The 25408-nt window shown below is 68.2% G+C and carries 24 protein-coding genes; 8 read left to right on the top strand and 16 right to left on the bottom strand.

Going from position 1 to position 25408, the window contains the following annotated elements:
• Positions 1–69 precede the first annotated feature (69 nt).
• The 3 genes from DFQ14_RS16180 to DFQ14_RS16170 form a co-directional block, all read right to left on the bottom strand.
• Positions 70–1698, bottom strand: coding sequence for an ABC-F family ATP-binding cassette domain-containing protein (locus tag DFQ14_RS16180; protein WP_114454219.1), 1629 nt, complete (start codon positions 1696–1698; stop codon positions 70–72).
• A gap of 213 nt (positions 1699–1911) precedes the next feature.
• Positions 1912–2583: an acVLRF1 family peptidyl-tRNA hydrolase gene (locus DFQ14_RS16175; RefSeq protein WP_114454135.1), complete on the bottom strand. Its 672-nt coding sequence runs from the start codon at positions 2581–2583 to the stop codon at positions 1912–1914.
• Positions 2584–2656: 73 nt separating this feature from the next.
• Positions 2657–4240 carry a deoxyguanosinetriphosphate triphosphohydrolase family protein gene (locus DFQ14_RS16170; protein WP_114454134.1) on the bottom strand — a complete coding sequence of 528 codons (1584 nt, stop codon included), beginning with the start codon at positions 4238–4240 and terminating at the stop codon, positions 2657–2659.
• A 66-nt stretch (positions 4241–4306) separates the two neighbouring features.
• Between DFQ14_RS16170 and DFQ14_RS16165 the strand changes: the two genes are divergently transcribed.
• Both DFQ14_RS16165 and DFQ14_RS16160 read left to right on the top strand, forming a co-directional pair.
• On the top strand, positions 4307–5521 hold the full coding sequence (locus tag DFQ14_RS16165; protein ID WP_179951598.1) for a lycopene cyclase family protein: 1215 nt from the start codon (positions 4307–4309) through the stop codon (positions 5519–5521).
• 181 nt (positions 5522–5702) lie between these two features.
• Entirely contained in the window at positions 5703–7523 is a 1821-nt protein-coding gene (locus DFQ14_RS16160) for a GGDEF domain-containing protein (protein WP_114454133.1), read from the top strand.
• A gap of 33 nt (positions 7524–7556) precedes the next feature.
• On the opposite strand, the gene DFQ14_RS16155 is transcribed toward DFQ14_RS16160, so the two are convergent.
• Positions 7557–7799 carry a hypothetical protein gene (locus DFQ14_RS16155; protein ID WP_114454132.1) on the bottom strand — a complete coding sequence of 81 codons (243 nt, stop codon included), beginning with the start codon at positions 7797–7799 and terminating at the stop codon, positions 7557–7559.
• A 44-nt stretch (positions 7800–7843) separates the two neighbouring features.
• Between DFQ14_RS16155 and DFQ14_RS22665 the strand changes: the two genes are divergently transcribed.
• Complete coding sequence (locus DFQ14_RS22665; RefSeq protein ID WP_114454131.1) at positions 7844–10450, top strand: MFS transporter; 2607 nt, start codon at positions 7844–7846, stop codon at positions 10448–10450.
• A 163-nt stretch (positions 10451–10613) separates the two neighbouring features.
• Here the strand turns inward: DFQ14_RS22665 and DFQ14_RS16145 are convergent, their stop codons facing one another.
• The 7 genes from DFQ14_RS16145 to DFQ14_RS16115 form a co-directional block, all read right to left on the bottom strand.
• Entirely contained in the window at positions 10614–10967 is a 354-nt protein-coding gene (locus DFQ14_RS16145) for a metal-sulfur cluster assembly factor (protein WP_246195667.1), read from the bottom strand.
• Positions 10968–11059: 92 nt separating this feature from the next.
• A complete protein-coding gene (gene sufU, locus DFQ14_RS16140) occupies positions 11060–11521 on the bottom strand; it encodes a Fe-S cluster assembly sulfur transfer protein SufU (protein WP_114454129.1) in 462 nt (153 codons plus the stop codon).
• A 10-nt stretch (positions 11522–11531) separates the two neighbouring features.
• On the bottom strand, positions 11532–12881 hold the full coding sequence (locus DFQ14_RS16135) for a cysteine desulfurase (protein WP_114454128.1): 1350 nt from the start codon (positions 12879–12881) through the stop codon (positions 11532–11534).
• Entirely contained in the window at positions 12878–13651 is a 774-nt protein-coding gene (gene sufC, locus DFQ14_RS16130) for a Fe-S cluster assembly ATPase SufC (RefSeq protein WP_114454127.1), read from the bottom strand. The genes DFQ14_RS16135 and sufC overlap by 4 nt, the downstream gene beginning before the upstream one ends.
• Before the next feature lie 109 nt (positions 13652–13760).
• On the bottom strand, positions 13761–14951 hold the full coding sequence (sufD, locus tag DFQ14_RS16125; protein ID WP_114454126.1) for a Fe-S cluster assembly protein SufD: 1191 nt from the start codon (positions 14949–14951) through the stop codon (positions 13761–13763).
• A 2-nt stretch (positions 14952–14953) separates the two neighbouring features.
• Positions 14954–16420, bottom strand: coding sequence for a Fe-S cluster assembly protein SufB (sufB, locus tag DFQ14_RS16120; RefSeq protein WP_114454125.1), 1467 nt, complete (start codon positions 16418–16420; stop codon positions 14954–14956).
• A gap of 14 nt (positions 16421–16434) precedes the next feature.
• Positions 16435–17253, bottom strand: a complete 819-nt coding sequence (locus tag DFQ14_RS16115) for a helix-turn-helix transcriptional regulator (protein ID WP_420810181.1) — start codon at positions 17251–17253, stop codon at positions 16435–16437.
• 85 nt (positions 17254–17338) lie between these two features.
• On the opposite strand from DFQ14_RS16115, the gene mptB reads away from it, so the two are divergent.
• The 5 genes from mptB (at position 17339) to DFQ14_RS16090 (ending at position 22631) form a co-directional block, all read left to right on the top strand.
• Entirely contained in the window at positions 17339–18964 is a 1626-nt protein-coding gene (mptB, locus tag DFQ14_RS16110; RefSeq protein ID WP_170206344.1) for a polyprenol phosphomannose-dependent alpha 1,6 mannosyltransferase MptB, read from the top strand.
• Positions 18965–18975: 11 nt separating this feature from the next.
• Positions 18976–19914: an ABC transporter ATP-binding protein gene (locus DFQ14_RS16105; RefSeq protein WP_114454216.1), complete on the top strand. Its 939-nt coding sequence runs from the start codon at positions 18976–18978 to the stop codon at positions 19912–19914.
• A 95-nt stretch (positions 19915–20009) separates the two neighbouring features.
• Entirely contained in the window at positions 20010–20711 is a 702-nt protein-coding gene (locus DFQ14_RS16100) for an ABC transporter permease (RefSeq protein ID WP_114454215.1), read from the top strand.
• A gap of 31 nt (positions 20712–20742) precedes the next feature.
• Positions 20743–21612: an SCO6745 family protein gene (locus DFQ14_RS16095; protein WP_114454123.1), complete on the top strand. Its 870-nt coding sequence runs from the start codon at positions 20743–20745 to the stop codon at positions 21610–21612.
• Positions 21613–21662: 50 nt separating this feature from the next.
• Positions 21663–22631 carry a COX15/CtaA family protein gene (locus DFQ14_RS16090; RefSeq protein ID WP_179951597.1) on the top strand — a complete coding sequence of 323 codons (969 nt, stop codon included), beginning with the start codon at positions 21663–21665 and terminating at the stop codon, positions 22629–22631.
• Between the two features lie 33 nt (positions 22632–22664).
• Here DFQ14_RS16090 and DFQ14_RS16085 read toward each other — a convergent pair whose 3' ends face one another.
• From DFQ14_RS16085 to DFQ14_RS16060, 5 genes are all read right to left on the bottom strand, one after another.
• Positions 22665–22997, bottom strand: a complete 333-nt coding sequence (locus tag DFQ14_RS16085; RefSeq protein WP_114454122.1) for an ECF-type sigma factor — start codon at positions 22995–22997, stop codon at positions 22665–22667.
• Complete coding sequence (locus DFQ14_RS16080) at positions 22957–23157, bottom strand: hypothetical protein (protein WP_114454121.1); 201 nt, start codon at positions 23155–23157, stop codon at positions 22957–22959. The genes DFQ14_RS16085 and DFQ14_RS16080 overlap by 41 nt, the downstream gene beginning before the upstream one ends.
• Positions 23158–23386: 229 nt before the next feature.
• Positions 23387–23842, bottom strand: coding sequence for a GbsR/MarR family transcriptional regulator (locus DFQ14_RS16070; RefSeq protein ID WP_114454213.1), 456 nt, complete (start codon positions 23840–23842; stop codon positions 23387–23389).
• 233 nt (positions 23843–24075) lie between these two features.
• On the bottom strand, positions 24076–24972 hold the full coding sequence (locus DFQ14_RS16065) for an ATP-grasp domain-containing protein (protein WP_114454120.1): 897 nt from the start codon (positions 24970–24972) through the stop codon (positions 24076–24078).
• Positions 24972–25313, bottom strand: coding sequence for a hypothetical protein (locus DFQ14_RS16060; RefSeq protein WP_114454119.1), 342 nt, complete (start codon positions 25311–25313; stop codon positions 24972–24974). The genes DFQ14_RS16065 and DFQ14_RS16060 overlap by 1 nt, the downstream gene beginning before the upstream one ends.
• Between the last annotated feature and the right edge of the window lie 95 nt (positions 25314–25408).

Below are 25408 nucleotides of genomic sequence, written 5' to 3'. Positions count from 1 at the left end.
CCGGCCCACCGATCGGACCGACGCAGGAAAGCACATTCGCCCGAGCGCCGCACAACGTGCGGCAGGCACTCAGGCGAGCTGCACGAGATCCAGGTACTCCTCGGACCAGTGATCCTCGTTGCCGTCCGGAAGCAGGATCACCCGTTCCGGTTCCAGCGCCTCCACCGCACCGGGATCGTGCGTGACCAGAACCACCGATCCGGTGAAACTGCGCAGCGCATCGAGCACCTGCTCACGGCTGGCCGGGTCGAGGTTGTTGGTCGGTTCGTCGAGCAGCAGCACGTTGGCGGCACTGGAGACGAGACCGGCCAACGCCAGCCGGGTCTTTTCACCGCCCGACAACGTGTCCGCGGACTGCTGCAATTGCTCCCCGCTGAACAGGAATGCCCCCAGCAGAGTCCGCAGTTGCTGCTCGGGAGTATCCGGCGCCACCCGGCGGATATTCGACCACACGCTTTCGTGTTGATCGAGGGTCTCGTGTTCCTGTGCGTAATAACCGATGCGTAACCCGTATCCGGCGGCGACCTCACCCGAATCGGGGGTTTCCATGCCACCGAGCAAACGCAGCAGGGTCGTTTTCCCGGCACCGTTGAGCCCCAGAACGACAACCTTCGATCCCCGGTCGATGGCCAGGTCCACCCCGCTGAAGATCTCCAGGGAGCCGTAGGACTTCGACAGGCCGTTCGCCGTCAAAGGAGTACGCCCGCACGGGGCCGGCTCGGGAAAGCGAATCTTGGCGACCTTTTCCGAGGCCTGCTCTTCCTCCAGATCCGAGAGCATCTGCTCGGCCCGCCGGGCCATGTTCTTCGCCGCCACCGCCTTGGTGGCCTTCGCGCCCAGCTTGTCGGCCTGCGCCTGCAGCGTGGAGGCCTTCTTCTCGGCGTTGGCGCGCTCGCGGCGGCGCCGCTTCTCGTCGTCGGCCCGCGCCTCCTGGTAGCGCTTCCAGTCCATGTTGTAGACATCGGCCTCTCCGCGCACCGCGTCGAGGTACCAGATCTTGTTCACCACGGCGTCGAGCAGGTCGACGTCGTGGCTGATGATCACCAGGCCGCCGTCGTGGGTCTTGAGGAAATCGCGCAGCCAGTTGATGGAGTCGGCATCGAGATGGTTGGTGGGCTCGTCGAGCAGCAGGGTCGTCGACGACGTACCGCCCGGCCCGGCTTCCGAGGCGGCGAACAGGATCCTGGCCAGTTCCACCCTGCGGCGCTGCCCCCCGGAAAGCGTCTGCAGCGGCTGGTGCAGCACGCTGCCGTCCAGGCCGAGGTTGCCGCAGATGCGGGCAGCCTCGCTCTCGGCGGCATATCCGCCTCGCGTCGCGAACCGCTCCTCGAGTTTCCCGTAGCGGGCGATCGCCCGGTCCCGCTGCCGATCGTCGACCAGTTCGGCCATCTCGGACTGCGCCTTTTCCATGTCGCGCAGTACCCGATCGAGACCCCGCGCGGACAGCACGCGGTCCTTGGCCGACACCGACAGGTCTCCCTCCCGCGGATCCTGCGGGAGGTAGCCGATCTCTCCCCGGCGCATGACTTCACCCGCGTAGGGTTCACCTTCCCCCGCCAGCAGGCGCAGGGTCGTCGTCTTGCCCGCACCGTTGCGACCGACCAGCCCGACGCGATCGCCCGGCTGGACGCGCAGACTGGCGTCGGAGAGCAGGATGCGGGAGCCGGCCCGCAGTTCGAGGCCACTGGCAGAGATCAACACACGCTCCGGAAGTAGTGGTCGAGCGGATACGCACGGGATCACCCGCCGGGATCACGTCGGGGCCGGCCGGCGATATCGTCGCTAATCGGCGGAAAGAACCGCAGGACACATCAGGACCACCGAACAAGTGTACCGGCGAAAACGAGCGCGTTTCGACGCACCTCACGACAGCGACCTTCCGAGCGGCGACACCACCGGAAACCCGCCCGGTCACGGATCGTGGACCTGCACCTCGACGGCGATCGCGCGACGAGCGGCCTCGTCCAGGACCGCACGCCGGGGTTCCGGCACATCCAGCACCCTGCTCTCTGCCGAGGCGAGCAGCTCCGTCAACCGGGAGTCCTCGGCGAGAGTGGCCAATGCCTTCCGATCTCCCCCGAGCACCAGGCCGTCCAAGGTGCCCCGCTCGGGGAGCACGATCCGGACCACGGCATCGGCCGCCGCCTGCAGGGAGCGACGGGACTGCTCCGCTCGCCTGCGCGCGAAGCGCTGCTGGGACCAGCCTCCTGCCTTGTTCCTGCCGTGCACCGGGTGGCGATCGGTCGAGGACGCCACGACCTCACCCGCCGAGGAAATTCCCACGCTGTGGGCCCCGAGTCGCACCAGCACCAGCCCGATGCGCCGCGGCAGGCGGGCGTGCTCGACCAGGCCGGACACCGCCAGGCCCGGGTGGTCCCCCGGCGGACAAGGCAGCGCCTCGAAGGCGACAGGCACCACGGCCAGTGCCCCGTCGTCCGCCCACACCTGCACGCGGCGAGGCTCGATGCGGGTGGCCGACGCCCCACCGTGCCCGTCGGCGAAGCGCTCGAACCATCCCTGCAGCCGGTGCGCACCGACCTCGACCGCGCGGCCGCCCCCCGGCAGCTGCCGCACCCTGCTCACGTGTCGATCACAGGAAGACTCCCTCGCCGCCCCACCACATCTGCTCTTCCGCACGAGTGAACCGAACCACTCATCAGAGCACGAAGGTATCGGCCCAGAGCTGGGTGGTCCGGCCGGACAGGGATTCCAGCAGTGCCGCGGCCTGGTCATCGGTCAACGACGCGACGAAGTCGATCACCGCGCGTCCCCGGGCCATCCGCTCGACGTGCTCGCCGGCCGCCGGGCCACTCGGTGGCTGCTCTCCCGGCATCACCAGCGTGTCCGGATCGTCGCGGCGCAGCGCGTGCAGCTCGTCCCGCGAGCGATCGAACAGGTCGCGGAGCCGATACGGCAGCCGAGCGGCCTCGCTGCGGTCGATCAGCCACTCGTCCAGAGCCTGAACCAGCTTGCTCAGCAGCCGGTCCTGACCACGCTGATGCAGCGCCAGGTCGGGCCGCTGCAGCACGAAACGGCGATGGACGAACTTCAGGATCTGCACCTCGTGCCACTGCTCGGTGTCCAGTGCGACGTGGCCGGAGCGCGTGGTCGGCTTCTCGTCGACCACGACTCCCCGCACCAGGCGCCGCGTCCACTCCCCGGAGAACGCAGCCACAGCTTGTTCGGCCTGCTCGGAACGGTCGAAAGGAACCTTCAGCAGCTTGGTGACCAGGTCCGAGACGACCTTGTTCACCGCGCCGACGAAGACATCGTCGTCGGCGATCCACGAGTCCTTGGCGTGCAGGCGACGCCGGAGCCGTTCCAGTGAGCGCCCCGGCGCATCGTCCGACCGTTCGAGCTCGGCATCGGGCACCCGCGCCAGCTCGCCGGAATGATCGAGCCACTCGGTGAGCTCATGGGAAACGGTGGTGTGCTGCAGGATCCCGACCCGGTGAAAGTCCTCCAGGTCGTGAATGGCGTAGGCGATGTCGTCGGCCGTGTCCATGATCGAGGCCTCGACGGTCTGCTGCCAGTCCTCCACCCGATCGGCGAACGGGGCACGGCAGTCCAGCATGTCGTCGAGTTCGGTGACGTAGCAGGAGAACTTCGCCGACCCGGTGCCCGCACCGTCCTCCGGTTCGGAGGCCCCTCGGGGAGGAACCGGCAGCCGGCGCGGATGCGGCTGCGGGCGCATCAGTCGCGTCCACGGGTACTTCAACAGCGCCGCACGGACCGCGGCCGTGAGATCCAGCCCATCGCTTCCGGACCCCCGCACGTCGATGCTGCTGATGATCCGGAAGGACTGCGCGTTTCCCTCGAACCCGTCGGGCAGCGCGAACCGCTGCCGGGCCACTCGATCGAGCACCCGCTCACCGAGGTGGCCAAACGGGGGATGTCCGAGATCGTGCCCGAGCCCGGCGGCCTCCACGACGTCGAGGTCGCACCCGCCGAGCCGATCGAGCCGTTCGGCCTCGGCCGGATCGTCGAGCAGTCCTTCGGCCACCGCCCGGGCCACCTGCGCGACCTTCAGGCTGTGGGTCAACCGGTTGTGCAGGAGCAGACCCGAGCCGCTGGGGCTGACCACCTGCGTGACACCCCCCAGGCGTGCGAAGAACGCGGAGCTCGACACGCGGTCGCGGTCGGCCCGGAACGGGCTGCTTGCGAGGTCACCGGGTTGCTGGGGATCCCCGAGCCGGGTACTGCGCCGGCCTGCTCGGAGAGATCCTGGCTCTGTCCGCATGGTTCCACGCTATCGTCGGCGGTGGTCACCGGGCGCCATGCACACCGGACGTGCTCTGATGTGCAGGTGGTGGATGTCCTCGTCGTGGGTGGTGGCCCTGCGGGGCGCGCGGCCGCCTCCGCCTGCAGTGATGCCGGAATGCGAGTGAGCCTGGTCGATCCGGCGCCGCGCCGCGTGTGGCCGCACACCTATGCCGCGTGGCGCGATGAACTGCCTGCCGGTGTGGCCCGCGCGTCGGCCGCCGTCGCGGAACGGATGCTGACGATCGGCACCGCAGCGCCGTACGAGTGGGACCGGCAGTACGCGGTGCTCGACAACACGGCGTTGTGGAAACACCTGTGGCGGGCGGACGTGACCGAAGTGACCGGCACGGTCACCTCCGCCGAACACGGTGCCGCCGGCTCCACCGTGCATCTGAAGGACGGGCGGCGTCTCGCCGCGGCCGTCGTGGTGGACGCTTCGGGTGCGGCGCGCACGCTTTCGGGGGGACGCCCGGCACGGACCCCGGCTCAACAGACCGCCGTCGGTGTGGTCGTCGACACGACCGAGGCCGGCGCGATCCTCGAACCCGGGACCGGCGTGCTCATGGACTGGCGGCAGGTGCCCGGTGTGGACGGGGGATGGCCGACATTCCTGTATGCGGTTCCGGTGGCCCCGGGCAGGACCTTGCTGGAGGAGACCTCCCTGGCCCGGCGTCCGGGTCTGCCGCTGGCCTCGCTGCGCCGCAGGTTGCGGGCACGCCTCGCCGCCGCAGGCATCACGCTGCCCGCGGCGGCGTCCGAGGAACGCGTGCGGTTTCCGGTGGACGATCCCCTGCCTCGGCAGCGCCGTATCGCCCCGCTCGGATCACCGGCCGGGCTGGTTCCGTTCGGAGCAGCCGCCGGACTGGTGCATCCCGCGACGGGATTCAGCGTCGCGGCCTCCCTCCGGCTCGCCCCCTGGGTCGCCGGTGCCATCAGTGGAGGTCTCGTCGACGGTCCTGCTGCCGCCGCCAGGGCGGCATGGTCGCTGCTGTGGCCACCGAGCGCGACAGCCACCCACGGTCTGCGCAGGCACGCGCTTCGGACACTGCTGTCGATGCCGCCGCAGCGCGTTCCCGAGTTCTTCGACGTGTTCTTTTCGCTGCCGGAGCATCACCGGCGGGCGTTTTTGTCCCCGGACTTCGATCTGCCGGGCACCTCCGCCGCCATGGCCGCCGCGTTCCGGTCGGCACCGTGGGGCCTGCGGCGGTACATGGCGGCAAGCGGGCCACCACCGCGGTTGCGGGCCGCGCACACCTGATACTCACCGTAATGAAATGTGGCCATGCCGTTGTGTTTATGGACACAGGCGGTGGGTAGCATGGCTGCTCGCAGGCACTGAGCCGCGCTACCTTGTTCGATGGGATGGTGCATCCTCCCCGAACAGGGGGATGGAATCGAAATGTCGGTGGACGGATCGTGAACAGGCTCGATGAGGCATCATGAGTACGGGCAACATCGATCCCGTGCTCGGACCGGCGAACGAGACACGTTTCGCGTTCCAGCCGGTGGTCAACGTCGGCACCGGGGCAATCGTGGCTGTCGAAGCCCTTGCACGGCCGATCGACGGTGACGTCTGGGATCTTTTCCGTCAGGCAGCGCGTGCACGGCGTCTGGCGGAGCTCGATACCGACCTGGCGGTCTCGGCGGTGACCTCGGCCGCGGAGCACGGGACACTGCTCCCGCTGCACCTGAACCTCTTCGGCGGCACCGTCGCCCACGATCTCGACCTCCTGCAGGCGCTGCACGACAAGCTCGGTGCCGTGGGCCGCCACCCGCACGAGATCACTCTCGAGCTCGGCCCGCCGTTCTCCCGTCTCGATCCCGCCCTGCTGCTGGCCAACGTCCGGCAGCTGCGCTCCCTCGGGTACCACATCGCGATGGACGGGGTCGGCCACGGCGACATCTCTCTGACCCTGCTTGCCGACCTCGAACCGGACATGGTCAAGCTCGACCGGGAAGTGGTCGCCGGTGCCCTGGAGACCTCCGGCCACGCGGCAGTGCTCGACTCGGTCCGGCATCTCTGCGAAAGCACCGGGGCCCGGCTCGTCGCCGAAGGAGTGGAAAGCGAACCACAGTTGCGGGAGCTGCGCCGCAGGGGCATCCGGCTGGTCCAGGGCAATCTGCTCGCTCCGGCCGCACGGCGACCGCCCACCACACTCAGCGTTCCCGATGTGGCCACCGAGATCACCGATCCCCACGACCGCATGGTCAGCACCACCACAGCAGGACCACGCATCACCGAGTTCCTCTCCCCGGCCACGCTGCTGCCCGCCGACTCGACCGCCGACACGGTACGCGGTGTGCTCGCCGATCATCCGGAGGTCAGCGGTGTGGTACTGGTCGACGAGCACAATCGGCCGCAGTGGTCGGTCGATCGCAACCGTTTCCTGCTCGCGGTCACCGGCCCCTACGGGCACGCCCTCCACGCCCAGCGTCCGGCCGCCCGCCTGGCCGACGAACCTCGCCTCGTCACCACGGCGACCACGGCGATGGAAGCACTCGGGATCGTGACCGGTTCCGAGCAACATCGGGTGTACGACGACGCCATCATCGTCGATGAGGACGGCCGGTGTCTGGGCACGGTCCGGGCCAGTCACCTGATCCGCGGAATGGCCGAGTTGCAGGTTCAAGAGGCCGCCGCTCTCAACCCGCTGACCCGGCTACCCGGCAGCGGCGCGGTGGCCAAGGAGGTCACCCGCAGGATCGAGGCCGGTGACACCTTCGCGGTGAGTTGGCTGGACATCGACGAGTTCAAGCGCATCAACGATTCGGCCGGTTTCTCCGCCGGTGACGAACTCATCCAGTCGGTGGGACGCAGCCTCACCGACGCCGCCGCCTCCCTCGAGTCCGTCCGGATCGGACACGTCGGCGGTGATGACTTCCTGCTGGTCGCCGACCTCGACGAGCTGACGGCACTGTCGGAAAAGCTGCTCGATCCACCACGCCGTGCCGGTGATATCGAGGTCAGCCTGTCCCTGGCCACGCTGGTGTGCCCGCAGGGCGGCGTGTCGTCCTACGACGAAATCTCACGCATGCTCGCCCCGTTGAAGCACCGGGCGAAATCGCTGCGGGGTTCCAGTTGGATCATGTCGTGGTTCGGCTCCGAGCGGATCGACGTGCTGCGCGGTGAACAGTCCGGCGTCCTGCGGGACCACTCCGAATTCCCCGCCCGGGAGCCGACGCCCACGGAGATCACCCAAAGATTCCATCCCCCTCCCCACAGTTTCCCGGACGGCAGGCAGCCTCCCAGGGACCCCTGAACCCACCGGCGACAGCCACACCATCGAGCGACATCAGCGCTGGGAACGGCGCAGCGCCCGCCACGCTCGCAACGGCAGCAGGCCGAGCAGGGGAGCACGCTTGCCGAGGTCGTCACTGTCCCGACGGTCGAAGGCGTGCGCATAGCGGGCAGCGTCAGCGGCGGCAGGGTAGCTCTTGGCACCTCCGGCACCGCAACCACGCTCGCACATCCACAGCATCTCGCGCCCCTCGGAACGGAAGCGGTACCTGTGGCCGAGCAGTCGACAGCTCCACATATCGGCAAGATTATACAGTGGAGAGTCCGGGTACCTCCCGGTGTATGACGATCCAGACCGGGACGATCGAAACCCGAGTGCCCTCTCGTATGGACCGATTGCCGTGGGCGCGGTTCCACTGGCGCATCGTCGTCGGCTTGGGCACCGTGTGGATCCTCGACGGGCTCGAGGTCACCATGGTCGGTTCGGTCGCCGCGCGGCTGGTCGAGCCCGGCAGCGGCATCAATCTCAGCTCCGGCCAGATCGGCACCGCCGCGGCCATCTACGTACTCGGGGCCTGCCTCGGAGCACTGTTCTTCGGCCAGCTCACCGACATGCTCGGCCGCAAGAAGCTGTTCATGCTCACCCTGCTCGTCTACCTCGTGGCCACCGTGGCCACCGCGTTCGCCTTCTCTCCCTGGTACTTCTACCTGGCCCGGTTCTTCACCGGCGCGGGCATCGGTGGCGAGTACGCGGCGATCAACTCGGCCATCGACGAGCTCATTCCGGCGCGGGTGCGCGGCCGGGTGGACCTGATCATCAACGGCTCGTACTGGCTGGGGGCGGCCGGTGGCGCGGCGGCCGCCGTGTTCTTTCTCAACGAGGCCATCTTCGCCACCTGGCTCGGCTGGCGGGTCGCCTTCGCCGTCGGCGCCGTGCTCGGCGTGGGGATCATACTCGTGCGGCGGCATGTCCCGGAAAGCCCACGCTGGCTGTTCATCCACGGCAGGCAGGACGAGGCGGAGCGGATCGTCGATCGGATCGAGCGCGAGGTCGCCGGGGAAACCGGCGAGGAGCTGGCGGAGCCGGGGGATTCGATCACCGTCCGCCAGCGCAGAAGAATCCCGTTCCGCATGATCGCCGAGACCGCCTTCAAGCTCTACCCCAGGCGTTCCGTACTCGGGATCGCCCTGTTCACCGGTCAGGCATTCCTCTACAACGGCCTCACCTTCAACCTGGGTACCCTGCTCAGCACCTTCTACGGGGTGGCCTCCGCCGTCGTACCGGTGTTCATCGTGCTCTACGCGCTGAGCAACTTCGCCGGCCCTGTCCTGCTCGGGAGGTTGTTCGACACCATCGGGCGAATACCCATGATCGCGGGTACCTACCTGGGGTCGGCCGCACTCACCATCCCCCTGGTCGTGCTGTTCCTCAACGGTGCGCTCAGCAGCTGGACGTTCCTGGCCATGGTGATGGCGATCTTCTTCCTCGCCTCGGCCGGTGCCAGTTCCGCGTACCTGACCGTCAGCGAGATCTTCCCCATGGAGACCCGGGCGCTGGCGATCGCGTTCTTCTACGCCGTGGGCACCGCGGTCGGCGGGATCACCGGACCACTGCTGTTCGGTCAACTCATCGACACCGAGCAGCGCGGATACGTCATCATCGCCTTCCTCATCGGCGCCGGGGTGATGGCTCTGGGCGGTGTGGCCGAACTGTTCCTGGGCGTGCGCGCCGAGCAGACCAGCCTCGAAAACCTCGCCAAACCGCTCACCGCGCAGGAGGCCGAGGAAGGTACGGAAGACCAGGAAGGCACGCAGCAGGAAGTGGAAACACCGCAGCAGCAGTCGCAGCAGCGCCAGGAGGCGATCCGTTGCCGCGTCGAAGCCGAACACGCCCGCTCGCAGGCTGCCGAACGCCGGGCACGCATACACGAGTTGCGCAGTGAAGGGACTTCGGAACAGGTCCAGGCCGAGCAGACCATGGCCGAGGTCGCCGATCTGCATGCCCAGGAACTCGAGGAGCGAGCGAACGCGCACGACGAATTCGCCGTGGCCGAGGAGAGCCGAGACGAGCACGCAGCGGCCGTCGCCACCTGTCGCGCACGGGCGGCCGAGGAGCGTGCTGCCGCGCTCGTGGAGCAGGCGACGGCACTGACCGCCGAATCGGATACCGAGTCCCGGCGGGACCAGGAACGGTCCGAGGCAGCCACCGAACGGGCCCGGGCCCAGGAGCAGCGAGCGCTGGCCGAGCAGAGCCGCTCCGAGGCCGGCGAGGCGGAGGGAGCCGACGCCACTGTTTCGCAGGCCCGTGCCGATATGCATCTTGCCTGGGCACACCGGCACGAAAAGCTGGCCGAGCTCCATTCTGCTCGCGCCGAACAGGACGACGACACCGCCGAACGGTACGAGCGCGAGGCAGCGGAACTGCAGACAGCGGCGATGGCCGCGGACGAGCGCGTACGCTCGAGCGAGCATCGCGCCGTCGCGGACGGTTTGTACAGCGAGGTCCACACGGCCGAGCAGGCCGAGGCGCAGCGCGCCGAAATCGCCGAACGGGAACGGCAGGCACGTGAAACCGAGCAGCACATCCGCGAGCGGGTCGCCCGCAGGCAAGCACGAGAACGCCAGGGATTGCGGCGATTCATTCCCGGGCCCGGCTCGGTGCTCGGCAGCGCCCGGATGGGCGGCCTCGATGTGTCCCCTGCACGAACCGGGATCGAAAGTGAGCCGGACCGCGAGATCAACATGCTGGTTCGGGCGTTGAACGAGCACGGCCCCACCGATCGTCAGCAACTCGCACGGCTCGTCGGGGCCCGCTACTGGGGTCCGGGAAGGTTCGGGCAGGCACTGACCGTCGCCGTCGATGAAGGCAACATTCGTCGGCTGTCGCGACGCATGTACGGGCCCGCCGACTCCGCGGATGAATCCGCGGGTGATCCCACGCAGGACTGAGTGGTCCTTTCGGCTCCGCCCCTCCCGGACGAACCGGGCGGCGGGAACCCGCCGTTGCGGCACGATCCCGCCGTGGCGGCAATTGCGGGCGATGCCCTGCACACGACGAAAAAGGCCCCGGCAGCGTTACGCTGCCGGGGCCTTTTCGGTCACGGAAGTCGCTTCAGACCGTGAACCCGAGGGCGCGCAGCTGATCGCGGCCCTCTTCGGTAATCTTTTCCGGACCCCACGGCGGCATCCACACCCAGTTGATCCGGAAGTCGTTGACGATCCCACCACCGGGCCCGTTCACCAGCACCGACCGCGTCTGGTCCTCGATGACGTCGGTCAGCGGGCAGGCCGGTGAGGTCAGCGTCATGTTGATGGTGGCCGAATTGTCCTGTTCGACCTGGACTTCGTAGACGAGACCGAGATCCACCACGTTGATGCCGAGCTCGGGGTCCACGACGTCGCGCATGGCCTCCTCGACATCCTCGACAGCGGCGAGATCCGCGCCGGAAGCCGGGGCTTGCGGCATCCCCTCGGCCCCACGCTGCACCTCGGCGTCCTGCGCCTCGGTACCGGTGGTCTGTTCCTGCTGTTGCACCCGGGTCTGATCCTCAGTACTGGTCATGACGCTCCCACCTCGTCGACAACGCGCGATACGGCGTCCCGGAAAGCCATCCATCCCAGCAGCGCGCATTTCACACGTGCCGGGTACTTCGCCACTCCCGCGAACGCGATGCCGTCCTCCAGGACGTCCTCATCGGGATCGACCTGACCACGGCCGTGCATCATCTCGCTGAAAGCGGCCTGCTTCGTCAGCGCCTCCTGCAGCGGGCGCCCCACCACCAGATCCGTCAACACCGACGTCGAGGCCTGGCTGATCGAGCATCCCTGTCCCGCGTAGGAGACGTCCTCCACGGTCGCTTCGGTTCCCGTGCCGGTCAACCGCACCCGGAGGGTCACTTCGTCCCCACAGACCGGATTGACCTGAAAGGATTCCGCATCGAACGGATCACGCAGGCCATGCCGGTGCGGATTGCGGTAGTGGTCCAGGATGATCTCCTGGTACATCTGTTCGAGCTGCATCACCAATTCCTCAACCGGTCGACGACGGCGTCACACCGAAGAAACGCTGCGACTCGCGAACCGCATCCGCCAGATTCCCGACCTCGTCGAGTTCGTTGTACAGGTAGAAGCTCGCCCGCACCGTGGCGGGGACGCCCATCCTCCGGTGCAACGGCCAGGCACAGTGATGCCCGACCCGCGCTTCGACCCCCTGACTGTCCAGGACCTGTGCCGCATCGTGCGGGTGTACTCCGTCGATGACGAAGGACACGGCCGCGCCCCGGTGCTCGGTGTCCGTGGGGCCGATGATGCGCACCCCCTCGATCGCGGACAACTCGCGCAGAGCCGCCTCGGTGAGCCGGCGTTCGTGGTCGGCGATGCGCTCCATCCCCACGACCGACAGATAGTCGACGGCAGCGCCGAGCCCGACGGCCTGCGAGGTCATCGGGACCCCCGCCTCGAACCGCTGCGGAGGTTCGGCGAACGTGGAGCGATCGATGTGGACGAGTTCGATCATCGAACCGCCGGTCAGGAAGGGAGGCATCGCCTTGAGCAGCTCGCGGCGACCGTAGAACACGCCGATCCCGGACGGCCCGAGCATCTTGTGTCCGGAAAACACCGCGAAGTCCACCCCGAGCCGGGCGAAGTCGACCGGCGCGTGCGGTACCGACTGGCACGCGTCGAGCACGACGAGTGCGCCGACCTGGTGTGCCCGGCTGACGATCTCCTCGAGCGGGTTCACCGTGCCCAGCACGTTCGACTGGTGGCTCACGGCGACCAGCTTCGTGTTGTCCGTGATGACGCTGTCGATGTCGGACAGGTCCAGACGCCCCTCATCGGTGACCCCGAACCAGCGCAACGTCGCCCCGGTGCGCTGGCACACCTGCTGCCACGGCACCAGATTGGCGTGATGCTCCATCTCCGTGACCACGACTTCGTCGCCCGGCCCGAGACGAAAACGTTCCGCCTCGGGGCCGGCCGTCGCGGCGTTGCTCATCGCGTAGGCGACGAGATTGATCCCCTCGGTGGCGTTCTTGGTGAACACCACCTCGTCCGCACCGACCCCCACGAAACGGGCGATCTTCGCGCGCGCCCCCTCGTAGGCGTCCGTAGCCTCCTCGGCGAGCTGGTGCGCACCGCGGTGCACCGCCGCGTTGGAGGACTCCAGGAAGGAACGCTCCGCGTCGAGCACCTGACGAGGCCGCTGGGATGTGGCCCCTGAGTCCAGGTACACCAGCGGGCGTTCGTCGCGGACCGTACGTTGCAGGATCGGAAAGTCCGACCGGATCGCAGGAACGTCCAACGGGGCGACGGTGCCCACATGGGCAGCTCGCTCGTCAAAGGTACCCACAGGGGAGGTACCGGGAGGCTGAACGGTCATGACTGGACGGCTGCCTCCTTCTTCTCCGTGAAACGGACGTAGCCGGATTCCTCGAGTTCGTCGGCCAGCTCCGGACCGCCGGACTCGACGACCTGGCCACCGACGAACACGTGCACGTAGTCGGGCCGGACGTGTTTGAGGATCCGGGTGTAGTGGGTGATCAGCAGAACACCCTTGTCGCCGCTCTCGGTGTAGCGGTTGATCCCGTCGGAGACCACGCGCAGCGCGTCGACATCCAGACCGGAGTCGGTCTCGTCGAGAACCGCGAACGTCGGTTTGAGCAGGTCGAGCTGCAGGATCTCGTGGCGCTTCTTCTCACCGCCGGAGAACCCCTCGTTGACGCTGCGCTCCGAAAACGACTCGTCGATGTCGAGATTGTTCATCGCCTGCTTGACTTCCTTGACCCAGTGACGGATCTGCGGCGCCTCCCCACGGGTCGCCGTGGCGGCACTGCGCAGGAAGTTCGACATCGACACCCCCGGCACCTCGACCGGGTACTGCATGGCGAGGAACAAGCCCGCACGGGCGCGCTCGTCCACGCTCATCTCCAGGACTTCCTCACCGTCGAGCAGCACCGAACCCGCGGTGACGCGGTATTTGGGGTGCCCGGCGATCGCGTAGGCGAGCGTGGACTTGCCGGATCCGTTCGGCCCCATGAACGCGTGTGTCTCGCCCGAGCGCACGGTCAGATTGACGCCGGTGAGGATCTCCTTGGACTCCTCCTCGGTGTCGACCTCGGCATGCAGGTCTTTGATTTCCAGGGTGGCCATCGTGTTCGTTCTTCTCCCGGTGTTGGTGCGAAAGGCTGTTGTGGGTGCCGCACGGGATCGGCGGCACGGGGCGGCACGGCCGGAACGCGCACGTCCCGGCCGTGGCCGGTCATGCTCCGACTGCCGCCAGTTCCTCGTCGATCGCGGCCTCCAGCCGCTCGCGGACGTCGGTGGCGGGGATCTTCTGCAGGATCTCGCCGAAGAACCCGCGGACGACCAGCCTCCGGGCCTGGTCGTAGGGAATGCCCCTGGCCTGCAGGTAGAACAGCTGCTCGTCGTCGAAGCGCCCGATCGCGCTGGCGTGTCCGGCCCCGACGATCTCGCCGGTCTCGATCTCCAGGTTGGGCACCGAGTCGGCGCGAGCACCCTCGGTCAGCACCAGGTTGCGGTTGAGCTCGAAGGTGTCGGTGCCCTCGGCCGCGGCCTGGATGAGCACGTCGCCGATCCAGACCGACCGCGCCGAGTCACCCTGCAGCGCGCCCTTGTAGGTGACGTTGCTGCGGCAGTTCGGCTGGGCGTGGTCCATCAGGAGACGGTGCTCCAGGTGCTGGCCGCTGTCGGAGAAGTACACCCCGAGCATGTCGGCGTCACCGCCGCGGTCGCCGAAGGTCACCTTGGTGTTGACCCGCACCAGGTCACCGCCGAGCGTGACCGCGAAGTGGCGGAACACCGCGTCCTTGCCCAGGTGGACGTGCTCGGAGCTGACCTGGGTGGCGTCGTCGGAGAAGTCGTGGATGGTGATCACCGACAGCCGCGCCGAGTCCTCGGCGATGAGTTCGACGTTCTCCCCGATCACACCGGAGCCGCGGTAGTCCAGCACGACCACGGACTCCGACAGCGGTTCGGCACGCAACTGCAGGTGCCCGTAGGCGGTTTCGCCCTTCCCCGGGCCGTGCACCGTGACGGTGATCGGTTCGGCGGTCTGGGTGTCCTTGGGAACCGTGACCACGGTGGCCTCGGTGAACGAGCACCACGCCTGCGCGGCGACCCGGTCGGCGGGGGCACCGGCGGTGCCCAGCCGCTGGTCGTCGCGGCCCACGGTCTCCACGCGGACCGCCGAGTCGCCGCCGACCTCCACGTGCAGCGATCCCGTGGCCGCCGCGGAACCGTCGTGCAGACCGTGCAGGCGCTTCACCGGCGTGAAACGCCAGTCCTCCTCACGGCCACCGGGCACCTCGAAGGCCTCCACGTCGTAGGAGGTGAAGCGGTGCCCCCGGGAGGACTGCGGAACCGCGGTCCCCCCGTGGGAGTGCTCATCAAGGCCGTGCGGGCCGGATTTCTCGAGTGTCGACTCCGTCATCTTTAGCCGACGGCCCCTTCCATCTGCAGTTCGATCAGGCGGTTGAGTTCCAGTGCGTATTCCATCGGCAGCTCGCGGGCGATCGGCTCCACGAACCCGCGCACCACCATGGCCATGGCCTCGTCCTCGGTCAGACCCCGCTGCATCAGGTAGAACAGCTGGTCGTCGCTGACCTTGGAGACGGTGGCCTCGTGACCCATGGACACGTCGTCGACACGCACGTCCACATAGGGATAGGTGTCGGACTTGCTGATGTTGTCCACCAGCAGCGCGTCGCACTTGACGTTGGACGAGGAGTGGTTGGCCCGCTTGGCGACCTTGACCAACCCACGGTAGGAGGTACGGCCTCCACCCCGAGCGATCGACTTGGACACGATCGACGAGGAGGTGTGCGGGGCCATGTGCTCCATCTTCGCGCCCGCGTCCTGGTGCTGCTGCTCCCCGGCGAAGGCCACGGAAAGCACCTCGCCCTTGGCGTGCTCGCCCATGAGGAACACCGACGGGTACTTCATGGTCACCTTGGAGCCCAGGTTGCCGTCGACCCACTCCATGGTGGCGCCCTCTTCGGCCTTGGCCCGCTTGGTGACCAGGTTGTAGACGTTGTTCGACCAGTTCTGGATGGTCGTGTAGCGGCAGCGGGCGTTCTTTTTGACCACGATCTCCACGACCGCCGAGTGCAGCGAGTCACTGGAGTAGATCGGGGCCGTGCAGCCTTCCACGTAGTGGACGTAGGCACCCTCGTCGACCACGATCAGCGTCCGCTCGAACTGGCCCATGTTCTCGGTGTTGATCCGGAAGTAGGCCTGCAGCGGGATGTCGACGTGGACGCCCTTGGGCACGTAGATGAACGAGCCGCCCGACCACACCGCACTGTTGAGCGCGGAGAACTTGTTGTCCCCGGCCGGGATGACCGAGCCGAAGTACTCCTTGAAGATCTCCGGGTGCTTCTGCAGCGCCGTGTCGGTGTCCAGGAACTCCACGCCCTGGGCTTCCAGGTCCTCGCGGATCTGGTGGTAGACGACCTCGGACTCGTACTGCGCGGCGACACCGGCCACGAGCCGCTGCTTTTCCGCCTCGGGAATGCCCAGCTTGTCGTAGGTGGTCTTGATGTCCTCGGGCAGGTCGTCCCAGGTCTGGGCCTGCTCCTCGGTCGACCGGACGAAGTACTTGATCTGATCGAAGTCGATCCCCGAGAGGTCAGCGCCCCACTGCGGCATCGGCTTGCGGTCGAACAGCCGCAACGCCTTCAGCCGCTGCTCCAGCATCCACTCCGGCTCGTCCTTCTTGCGCGAGATCTCGCGGACGACCTCTTCGTCCACGCCTCGGCGGGCGTCGGCACCGGCGATGTCCGGGTCGGCCCAGCCGTACTCGTAGTTGCCCAGGGTTGCCAGAGTTTCCTCTTGGGTCAGTGGCTGATCAGAGGTGTTCGGCACCGTGGTGGGTGTGCGCTGCTCCGCAGCGGCAGTCATAAGGACTCCCTCCATCAGGAATCTGCGGTGGTGTTCCACCGGCCGTGCGGGTTCGGGCCGGCAGACGTCAGTTCGGTGTCCGAGCGGTCGTGCGCGCCCGGTCGCTCGGACCGCGTATGCGGTACGTGCGTGGTGCAGGCCGCATCGCCGTTGGCGATGGTGGCCAGCCGTTGCACGTGGGTGCCGAGAACTTCGGCGAAAGCCTCCGTCTCGGCTTCGCACAGCTGCGGGAAGTCCGCAGCCACGTGCGCCACCGGGCAGTGGTGCTGGCAGAGCTGCTCACCAGCGCCGACACTTCGTGTCGAGGCAGCATAGCCCTCGCGGGTCAGTGCGTTGGCCAGTACCTCGGCACGCTCGGCCGGGGTTTCACCGGCCGCCAGGGCATCGCGGTGGTGGGACACCAGGGTGGCCATCCGCTGCCGGGCGAATGAACGCACCGCCTGTTCCCCGGCCTGCTCGGCAAGGAACCGCAGCGCCGCTACCGCGAGATCGTCATAGGCGTGACCGAACCGTGCGCGCCCTGCTTCGGTGAGCAGGAACAGCTTCGCGGGTCGACCACGGCCGCGACGACCACGGCGCGACGATTCCCTCGTCCATGCCTCGCCTTCGGCTACCAGCGCGTCGAGGTGCCTGCGCACCGCCGTCGGACTCACGCCGAGTTCCTCGGCCACTTCCACGGCGGTGATCGGCCCCCGCTCGAGCAGTAACCGCGCGACCGTGTGCCGGGTGCGCCCATCACCGGCCTGCCCGGCCGCGCTCTGCTGCGCAGAGCTCCGGGCGGCGGTGTCCATGTCGACCACCGCGGCAGGCGACGACGTCCCGACTTTTTTCACAACACTGATGTTACCTATTTCGTCGAGCGACGCCACCGCGCGGGGTGCCCCTGTGATCTGAATCACCTCGTTACGCTGGCTCACCGTGACGGCAGGCGAAACAACCGGCGATCACCGGTTCGACGGGGACCGTGCAGTCGGCAGGCACCGGACAGGTGCACACCCCGGCGACACGGCCGGAGACATCCGGGATATCCCCGAACCCGCATCGCTGGATCGCACCGAACGACACCGGCTCACCGTCGTCCGGCGCTTCGGCACGACCGGCTCCCTCCTGCTGGGATTCGGCGCCATCGGTGCCGGAGCCGCCCCGGTCGACAACCCGTTGTCCGGTGTCCGACTGATCGGACTGCCCGCCCGCATGCCGACCGTGGCCATGGCCTTTGCCTGGTTGGGCATGCTCATGCTCGTGGCCGGTTGGCTGTGGCTGGGAAAACTGTCCTGGCCGGGACGCGCGAGGATGATCTCCCGTGCCCAGTTCGACCGCACGGTGGTGATGTGGGCGCTGCCGCTGGCGATCGCCCCGCCTCTGTTCAGCCGCGACATGTACGCCTACCTCGCACAGAGCGAGATCGCCGCACGCGGCATCGACCCGTACGTCCTGGGGCCCGCGGCCGCGCTGGGCGTCGACCATCCCTTCACCGCCAACGTGCCCAACATCTGGCGGGACACCCCTGCCCCCTACGGGCCGGGATTTCTCATGCTGGGGCGGATCATCGCCACCATCGTCGGGGACAACGTCGTGGCCGGCGTCCTGCTCTGGCGTGCGGTCATGCTGGCCGGGCTCGCACTGGCGGTCTGGGCGATCTCGCGGCTTGCGCGACGCTGCGGCATCCAGCCGGTCTCGGCCCTGTGGCTCAGCGTGGCCAACCCCCTCGTGCTGTTCCACGTGGTCAGCGGTATGCACAACGAGGCCCTGCTGATGGGGATCATGCTGGCAGGGATCGAACTGGGATTGCGCTGGCGGCACCTGCTGGGCACCATCGTGGCCGCCATCGTGATCGTCATCGCCGGAGCCATCAAACCCCCCGCCTTCGTCGCTCTGGGCTTCTTCGGCATCTATCTCGTGCACCGCAGAGGCGGGAAGTATTCCGACCTGGTGCGCGTGGCGTTGCTGCTGACGGTGATCTTTCTGGCCGCCATGACCGTCATCACGGTGGCCAGCGGCTGGGGCCTGGGCTGGCTCGAGACCTTCGACGTACCGAACCGGATCAAGACCTGGCTGGCCCCCGTGACCGCGCTCGGGATGACCGGTGCCGGCATCGGCATGATCCTGGGGTTGGGCAACCACACCGAAGCCATGCTCGTCATCACCAAGTTCGTCGGCTACGGCATCAGCGCGGTGGTGTGCCTCCGCCTGCTGTGGGTGTCGTTCCGGGGGCGGATCGAGCCGCTGGCCGGACTCGGCATCACGCTCGGAGCCGTGGCCTTGCTCGGGCCCGTGCTGCACCCGTGGTACCTGCTGTGGGCGCTTCCCCCGCTCGCGCTGTCGACCGGCAACAACCGGTTCCGCATCGCAGCAGCTGCGATCAGCGCCTTCGTCGCGTTGGTGGTCCCCCCGACCGGGGCGGCTTATGTATTGCGCGGATACATGATCCCGTTCGCGGTGATCGCCGCGCTGATCGCGTTCGCCGTCACACTGCTGCTCGTGCGGGGCAAGGTTCCTCCCCTGCTGCCGCCCCGGAAGAGCGTTCCCCCCATCACGTCATAGGCTTGAAGGCCGTGAGCCCGAACGCCGACAGCCTTGCCGTGGAAGTACGCGGGCTGAGCAAACGCTTCGGCGACACCGCGGCGGTCGCCGGACTCGACCTGGGCCTGGAACGCGGCAGCGTGCTGGCACTGCTCGGGCCGAACGGCGCGGGCAAGACGACGACCGTCGAGATCTGCGAAGGATTTCTGCGGCCCGACAGCGGCCGTGCCCGGGTTCTCGGGCTCGATCCGGTGACGCGGGCCGAGCAGCTCCGCCCCAGGATCGGGGTCATGCCCCAGGGCGGGGGGGCCTATCCGGGGATCCACGCGGCAGAGATGCTCCGGCTGGTCGCCTCCTGCACCGCCGACCCGCTCGATCCGGCCTGGCTGCTCGACATACTCGGGTTGAGCGCCGCGGGTCGCACCCCGTACAAGCGGCTCTCCGGCGGACAACAACAGCGGTTGTCCCTGGCATGTGCCCTCGTCGGGCGTCCCGAGCTGGTCTTCCTCGACGAGCCCACGGCCGGAATGGATCCGCAGGCCCGGCGACTGGTCTGGGAGCTGATCGCGGCACTGCGCGCCGACGGTGTCAGCGTGCTGCTGACCACCCATCTGATGGACGAGGCGGAAACTCTCGCCGACCGGGTGGTCATCGTCGATCAGGGCCGCGCCGTGGCCGAGGGCACCCCGGACGAACTGACAGCACCCCCGCACGGGCAGCAGGAACTCCGATTCCGCTCCCAGCCCGCACTCGATCTCGAGCTGCTCCTGGCCGCGCTGCCCGAAGGTTGCCGGGCCACCGAGGTACGGTCCGGCCACTACGTCGTGCACGGTGCCATCGATCCCCAGGCCGTCTCGACGGTGACGTCCTGGTGCGCGCACCACGGAGTGCTCGCCCAGGAACTGCGGGTCAGTCGGCGCAGCCTGGAGGACGTCTTCCTCGAACTGACCGGACGGGAGCTACGCAATTGAAGGCCGACTCCGAAGCACGGACCTCCGGTGAGGCCGCGGCCGCCTTCCCTCCCGGCACCTTCCGACCCTCGCCGGGACGAGCACATCCCCTGCGGATGCTCGCGGCACACACCCGAACGGAAGCGATACTCACCCTCCGTCACGGCGAGCAGGCGCTGCTGACTCTGATCATCCCGCTGGGGCTGCTGATCGGAGCGAGCACCCTGCTCCCCGGTGCCGTCGACGCGATCGTCCCGCGCATCCTGGCCCTGGCCGTGATGTCCACGGCTTTCACCGGGCAGGCCATCGCACTGGGCTTCGATCGCCGCTACGGGGTCATCAAGCGCCTGTCCGCCACGGCGCTGCCGCGGTGGGTGCTGATCTCCGGACGCGTCCTGGCCACCCTGATCGTCGTGGCGCTGCAGGCGATCGTTCTCGGCATCACCGCCGTGCTGCTCGGCTGGGCACCGCCGGCCGGCGGCCTGCTGCTGTCGATTCCGCTGCTCGTGCTCGGCACGGTGACGTTCGGTGCGGCGGGAGTCCTCGTCGGCGGCATCCTGCGTGCCGAGATCGTGCTGGCCCTGGCCAATGCGATCTGGTTCGTGCTGCTGCTCGCCGGAGGGTTGGCGGTGCCGCCCGAAGAGCTGCCCGGCGCGGTGGGAATCCTCGCCCGTTTCCTGCCCTCCGGCGCCCTGGCCGAAGCCCTCCAAGCGGTGCTCACCTCCGGGCAACCGCCGGGACTGCAGCCGGTCCTCGTGCTCCTCGTCTGGGGCGCCGCGGCAGGAGGACTCGCGAGCCGCACCACGCGCCCCACCTGATCTTCAGACTACCGACCAGTAGGCTGCGGCCATGCACGCCGATATCGCCCGACAGTGCAAGAACGCACTCGAAGCTCCGCACGCCATGATCTACTTCGCTCCCGAGACCGAGCAGGAGTTCGGTGCACTCGGTCTGGCAGGTGGCCGGATGCCCTACTTCGCCGGCCGCGCCGCCCCGATGGGCGCTGTCGGGTCCGGGGTCGTGACAGCGACCTTCTACAACTTCAGCCCGCGAGCCGTGGCCAAGGAGATCCCCCGCGCATGGTCGATCGCAGCGCCCGAGGAGATCGTCGCGGCCCGGTTCCGCGCGGCCGATGCGGCACTGCGGCGCATGCTGGGCGACGAGGTGCTCACTTCGGAAGTCGTGGCCGAGTCCGTACACCTGGCCACCGAAGCATGCCGAGCCTGCGACCCCGCCGGGAAACCGCTGTTCGCCGCGCACGCCGACCTGGACTGGCCGGAGACTTCGCACCTGCGGCTCTGGCATGCGTTGTCCCTGCTTCGGGAGTTCCGCGGTGACGCGCACATCGCCGCCCTGCAGGCGGCCGGGATCACGGGCCTGCAAGCTCTCGTGCTGCACACCGCGACCGGTGAGGGATTCACCGAGGCAGCCGCCAAGATGACTCGTGGTTGGTCGGACGAGGAGTGGTCGGATGCTCGGGACGAACTCTGCGAGGAAGGACTCCTCGACACCGAGGGGACACTCACCACCGCGGGCAAGGAACTGCGTGAGGGAGTCGAGGCCACCACGGATGCGCAGTCGATGGCGCCGTGGACCCATCTTGGTGCCGCCGAGGTCGAGCGGTTGATCGCGCACGGAGCGGAGTTGAGCAAGTCCCTCGTCAAAGCCGGGGCTTTTCCGCGGGAAATCTTCGCGGCAGGCTCGTCCCGCCGCGAGTGACGCCGCAATCCCCCGGTGGGCCGGGATCGCGCTACCCCTACCATCGGCATGTGCCCGCATCGTCGCTGCTGAACCGACTGTCCCACTCCTCCACCACACTGGTGCGCGCTCTCGCGCTGGCGGTACTGGTGACCCAGGTACTGATCTCGGTCACCGGCTCGGTTGTCCGGGTCACCGGCTCCGGCTTGGGGTGTCCGACGTGGCCTCGGTGCTTTCCCGGCAGCATGGTGCCCATCTCCCACCCCGAGGTCAGCACGCTGCACCAGATCATCGAGTTCGGGAACCGGACCCTGACGGGTCTCGTCGGATTCGTCGCGCTGGCCTGCCTGCTGGCCGCGTGGTGGTACCGGCCCTACCGGCCCCGCCTGGTGCGGTTGGCTCTGGTCATGCCGATCGGAGTGATCGTGCAGGCCGTGATCGGCGGGATGACGGTGCTGGTGGACCTGCGGTGGTGGAGTGTGTCGATCCACTTCCTGGCTTCGGCGGTGCTGATCTGGCTGGCGACGTTGCTGGTCAAGGTCGCAGGCGAAGGTGACGAGCCCGCGCGGCCTGTGGTGCCGCAGCGGATGCGGCGACTGCTGGTGGCGCTGACCGCGGTGGCGGTGGGGATGCTCGTCGCGGGCACTCTCGTCACCGCTGCGGGGCCGCATGCCGGGGACGCCGAAACTCCCCGGCTGCCCTTGCCCATTCCCGCGCTCGTGCAGGTGCACGGCCTGCTGGTGATGGCCTACCTGTGCCTGCTGGCGGTGTTCGGGGTCTGGCTGCGCAACACCCGGCCGACGAAGGCGCTCCTGCGCGCCTATGGAGCCACGTGCGTTGTCGTGCTCGCACAAGGGGTGCTGGGCTCCGTCCAGTACCTGTTCGGAGTTCCCGAGGCGATGGTCGTACTGCACGTGCTGGGGGCCACCCTGGTGATCATCACGGTGGCGTTCCTGTGGGGCGAGTCCCGCTACCGTGGTGACCTTCCCCGCTCGCGACCGGCGACAGCGACCCCCGACACCGCCACCGTCGGCAGCTAGAGCGTTTCTGGTGGTCTTGGTGCAAAGCACCCGTCAGGCCGCGGACGCGTCGGCGAAGCGTTGGCGGGCGGCCTGACGGGAGACTCCAAGGCTGATGGCGATCTCGTTCCACGACCGGCCCCGGGCACGGGCCAGCGCGACGGCTTCCCGTAGTCGGGCCTGATCGGTGGCCACAGCCTCGGCCGCGGTGGCGATGGCGCGGAGGTCGTCGGTGTGCTCGGCCTCGACAGTGGTGGCGTCAAGGTCGTCGGCGAGTTGCTCGAACCGTTGCGAAGCACGGTCGAGATCGGCATCGGTGTGTCGCATCTGGTGGTCACCTCCTCGGCTACAGGAATCGATGGAACTTGCCACGCAGGGGCATGGCATGGATGGCAACGGGGTCGTCGCCATCGAGGTCGAGGACTCCGATCTCCAGCAGGGCCCCGGCCCGCGACGGTTCGATGAGCATCGTCAGGTCCTCGTCCATGACAATCCGGCGCATCCCGTGGCGGATGCCGTGCTTGCGTGCTGGCTCACCGATCCGCACACAGACAACTTACCTTGTCTAGCGACGGCTTGTACAGCAGGAACGGCCGGAGTACATCGGGCTCGGAGTTCCCGAGGCGATGGTCGTACTGCACGTGCTGGGGGCCACCCTGGTGATCATCACGGTGGCGTTCCTGTGGGGCGAGTCCCGCTACCGCGGTGACCTTCCCCGCTCGCGACCGGCGACAGCGACCCCCGACAGCGACCCCCGACACCGCCACCGTCGGCAGCTAGCGTGTGCGGGGACGCCCTTCCCGCTCCCAACGCCGCCACAGCTCGGGTATCTCCTCGGCCAGCCATTTGTAGAACTCGTGGACGGTGCGCAACCGCCGCGCACGCTCTCCCTGGCCGCTGAACATCCGCAGGCCCGCTTCGGTGAGCTCCTCGATCTGGGTCACCCGCTGCATCCGCTGGCGCACCAGCTCCGGCCACCGGTCCTCCTCCACGCGGTACAGGGCGGCCTCCCTGCCCTGCCGGGTGGTTTTGGAAATGATCCCCAACCGCAGCAACAGGCGTACGTTGGTGCTCACCGAACCGGTGCTGGCGCTGAGCCCGTGCGAGAGCTCGGCAGCCGTGCGCTCCGGGGGATCACAGATGAGCAGGAACGCCAGGATGCGCCCGGCGATCAGCGGCATCCCCTCGCTGGCCTCGAAATGGGCCGCCATCTGCTCGATCCACTCCGACATCGCCGGCCGGTCGGTGCGCTGGAGGTAGTCGGAATGGGGGTGGTCGGACACTGTTCGCTCCTCGCCTGCCGCTCGGACCCGCACGATCGCTGTGATCGACTTTTGTCAACACTGAAAAGATAGGCGAAAACAAAGATCGATACCAGCAACCTGCCGCGTGTCGCGCGGAGTGAACGGAACTTTCACCCGTGTAGAAGTAACGAAAGTTCCGTTCACTCACAGCACGGCGTGCCTCAGCGCCGGGCGAGAGTGCCTCGGACCGCCGAAGCGAAACGACGTTGTGCAGCGGAATCGGTCTGCCGGAACCCGAGAGACGGTTCCGAGAGCTCCAGCTCCAACAGCAGGGGTTCCCCGTCGGTTGCCCGCACCAGATCGACGCGGGCATACAGCAACTCCGACCTGCAGAGGCCGAGCAGACCGCAGGCCGCATCCAGGGCGTCCTCGGCCGCCCGGCGCATCGTGGCCGGAGGATCGGTCGGTCGCAGCCCCTCGGGAACGAACAACTCGGAGGCCTCCCGCGCCGTGGCCGGAGTGAGCATGGGTCCCTTGACGAACCCGTGGGAGAACACCCCGCCGAGAAAGACCAGCGCGGTCTCCCCCTCGGCATCGACCGCCTCCTGGTACGGCTGCACCACCGCCGTCCGGTCCTGCTCGTGCAGCGTGCGCAGATGCGCACGGGCGGCGGTGGGGTCAGCGGGGTCGAAACGGGCAGCATCCCGCGATCCGGCACCCACCGCCGGTTTCAGGACGAACTCGTGCTCCGGCCACTCGGCACGCTCTCCCGGTGCGATCACCTGCGTGGGCACCACGGCCACCCCGGCCGCGGCCAGGTCCACCAGGTAGGACTTGTGGGTGTTCCACCGCACGACCCGGGCAGGATTGGCCAGCGCAGGCAGGGATTCGCACCACCGCAGGAACTCCGCGCGGCGACGTGTGTAGTCCCAGGTGCTGCGCAGAACGACCAGGTCGGCCTGCGCGAAATCCGCTTCGGGGGCGTCCCAGACCGCCCAGGAGGCCTGCACGCCCAGTTCGGCCAGAGCCGCGGGCAGCTGCGTGTCGTCCCCGTTCGAGGTGGGCAACTCCGCGCACGAGGCGAGGAGAACCTGTGGTTGCCGCCTCGTGGCGACCATCAGCTCACGCGCGAACGGGAGGCGTGCGAGCGGGCCATGCGCCTGCGGTGCTCGGGACCGATCTTCAGGGCAGCCGTGGTGTCGGCATCCCAGTCACTCAGCTCCAGCTCCTCCACGGCACCGACCACCGATTCCGCGGTGGCCACGTCGGCCACCATCACGTCGCCGAGAGCGCCGTCCGCACCGATCAGAACGATGCGGGCTCCGGCCTGGTGCCCCACGTTCTCCACCACGGCCCGCGCCGAGCCACCGTGTTCGCCGACGAACCCGGCCGCGGATTTGACGGCCTTCTGCGGCACAGCTTCCCCGCTCCGGGGCTCGTTTCCTTCTTCCGTAGCCATGCAGGGATCCTAAACACCGCGCTGCCCGCACCGCCCCCGATTCGTGTCGTAGGCCTCTCCGCGTGCAGGATGGCACCGGGCGTGGACGAAAGAAC

Origin of the sequence: Halopolyspora algeriensis, from assembly GCF_003337235.1 — a bacterium.
In the GTDB taxonomy this organism is placed as follows: domain Bacteria; phylum Actinomycetota; class Actinomycetes; order Mycobacteriales; family Pseudonocardiaceae; genus Haloactinomyces; species Haloactinomyces algeriensis.
The sequence above is the reverse complement of the archived record's forward strand: the minus strand, read 5'-3'. Positions and strand labels throughout refer to the sequence as shown.

Coding starts and splice junctions, on each gene's coding strand:
- DFQ14_RS16170 (WP_114454134.1), bottom strand. CDS start 4,240: ATGCGGACAGAGCCAGGATCTCTCCGAGCAGGCCGGCGCAGTACCCGG.
- DFQ14_RS16160 (WP_114454133.1), top strand. CDS start 5,703: ATGAGTACGGGCAACATCGATCCCGTGCTCGGACCGGCGAACGAGACA.
- DFQ14_RS16155 (WP_114454132.1), bottom strand. CDS start 7,799: ATGTGGAGCTGTCGACTGCTCGGCCACAGGTACCGCTTCCGTTCCGAG.
- DFQ14_RS22665 (WP_114454131.1), top strand. CDS start 7,844: ATGACGATCCAGACCGGGACGATCGAAACCCGAGTGCCCTCTCGTATG.
- DFQ14_RS16145 (WP_246195667.1), bottom strand. CDS start 10,967: ATGCCGCAAGCCCCGGCTTCCGGCGCGGATCTCGCCGCTGTCGAGGAT.
- sufU (WP_114454129.1), bottom strand. CDS start 11,521: ATGCAGCTCGAACAGATGTACCAGGAGATCATCCTGGACCACTACCGC.
- DFQ14_RS16135 (WP_114454128.1), bottom strand. CDS start 12,881: ATGACCGTTCAGCCTCCCGGTACCTCCCCTGTGGGTACCTTTGACGAG.
- sufC (WP_114454127.1), bottom strand. CDS start 13,651: ATGGCCACCCTGGAAATCAAAGACCTGCATGCCGAGGTCGACACCGAG.
- sufD (WP_114454126.1), bottom strand. CDS start 14,951: ATGACGGAGTCGACACTCGAGAAATCCGGCCCGCACGGCCTTGATGAG.
- sufB (WP_114454125.1), bottom strand. CDS start 16,420: ATGACTGCCGCTGCGGAGCAGCGCACACCCACCACGGTGCCGAACACC.
- DFQ14_RS16100 (WP_114454215.1), top strand. CDS start 20,010: ATGCTCGCGGCACACACCCGAACGGAAGCGATACTCACCCTCCGTCAC.
- DFQ14_RS16095 (WP_114454123.1), top strand. CDS start 20,743: ATGCACGCCGATATCGCCCGACAGTGCAAGAACGCACTCGAAGCTCCG.
- DFQ14_RS16085 (WP_114454122.1), bottom strand. CDS start 22,997: ATGCCATGCCCCTGCGTGGCAAGTTCCATCGATTCCTGTAGCCGAGGA.
- DFQ14_RS16070 (WP_114454213.1), bottom strand. CDS start 23,842: ATGTCGGAGTGGATCGAGCAGATGGCGGCCCATTTCGAGGCCAGCGAG.
- DFQ14_RS16065 (WP_114454120.1), bottom strand. CDS start 24,972: ATGGTCGCCACGAGGCGGCAACCACAGGTTCTCCTCGCCTCGTGCGCG.
- DFQ14_RS16060 (WP_114454119.1), bottom strand. CDS start 25,313: ATGGCTACGGAAGAAGGAAACGAGCCCCGGAGCGGGGAAGCTGTGCCG.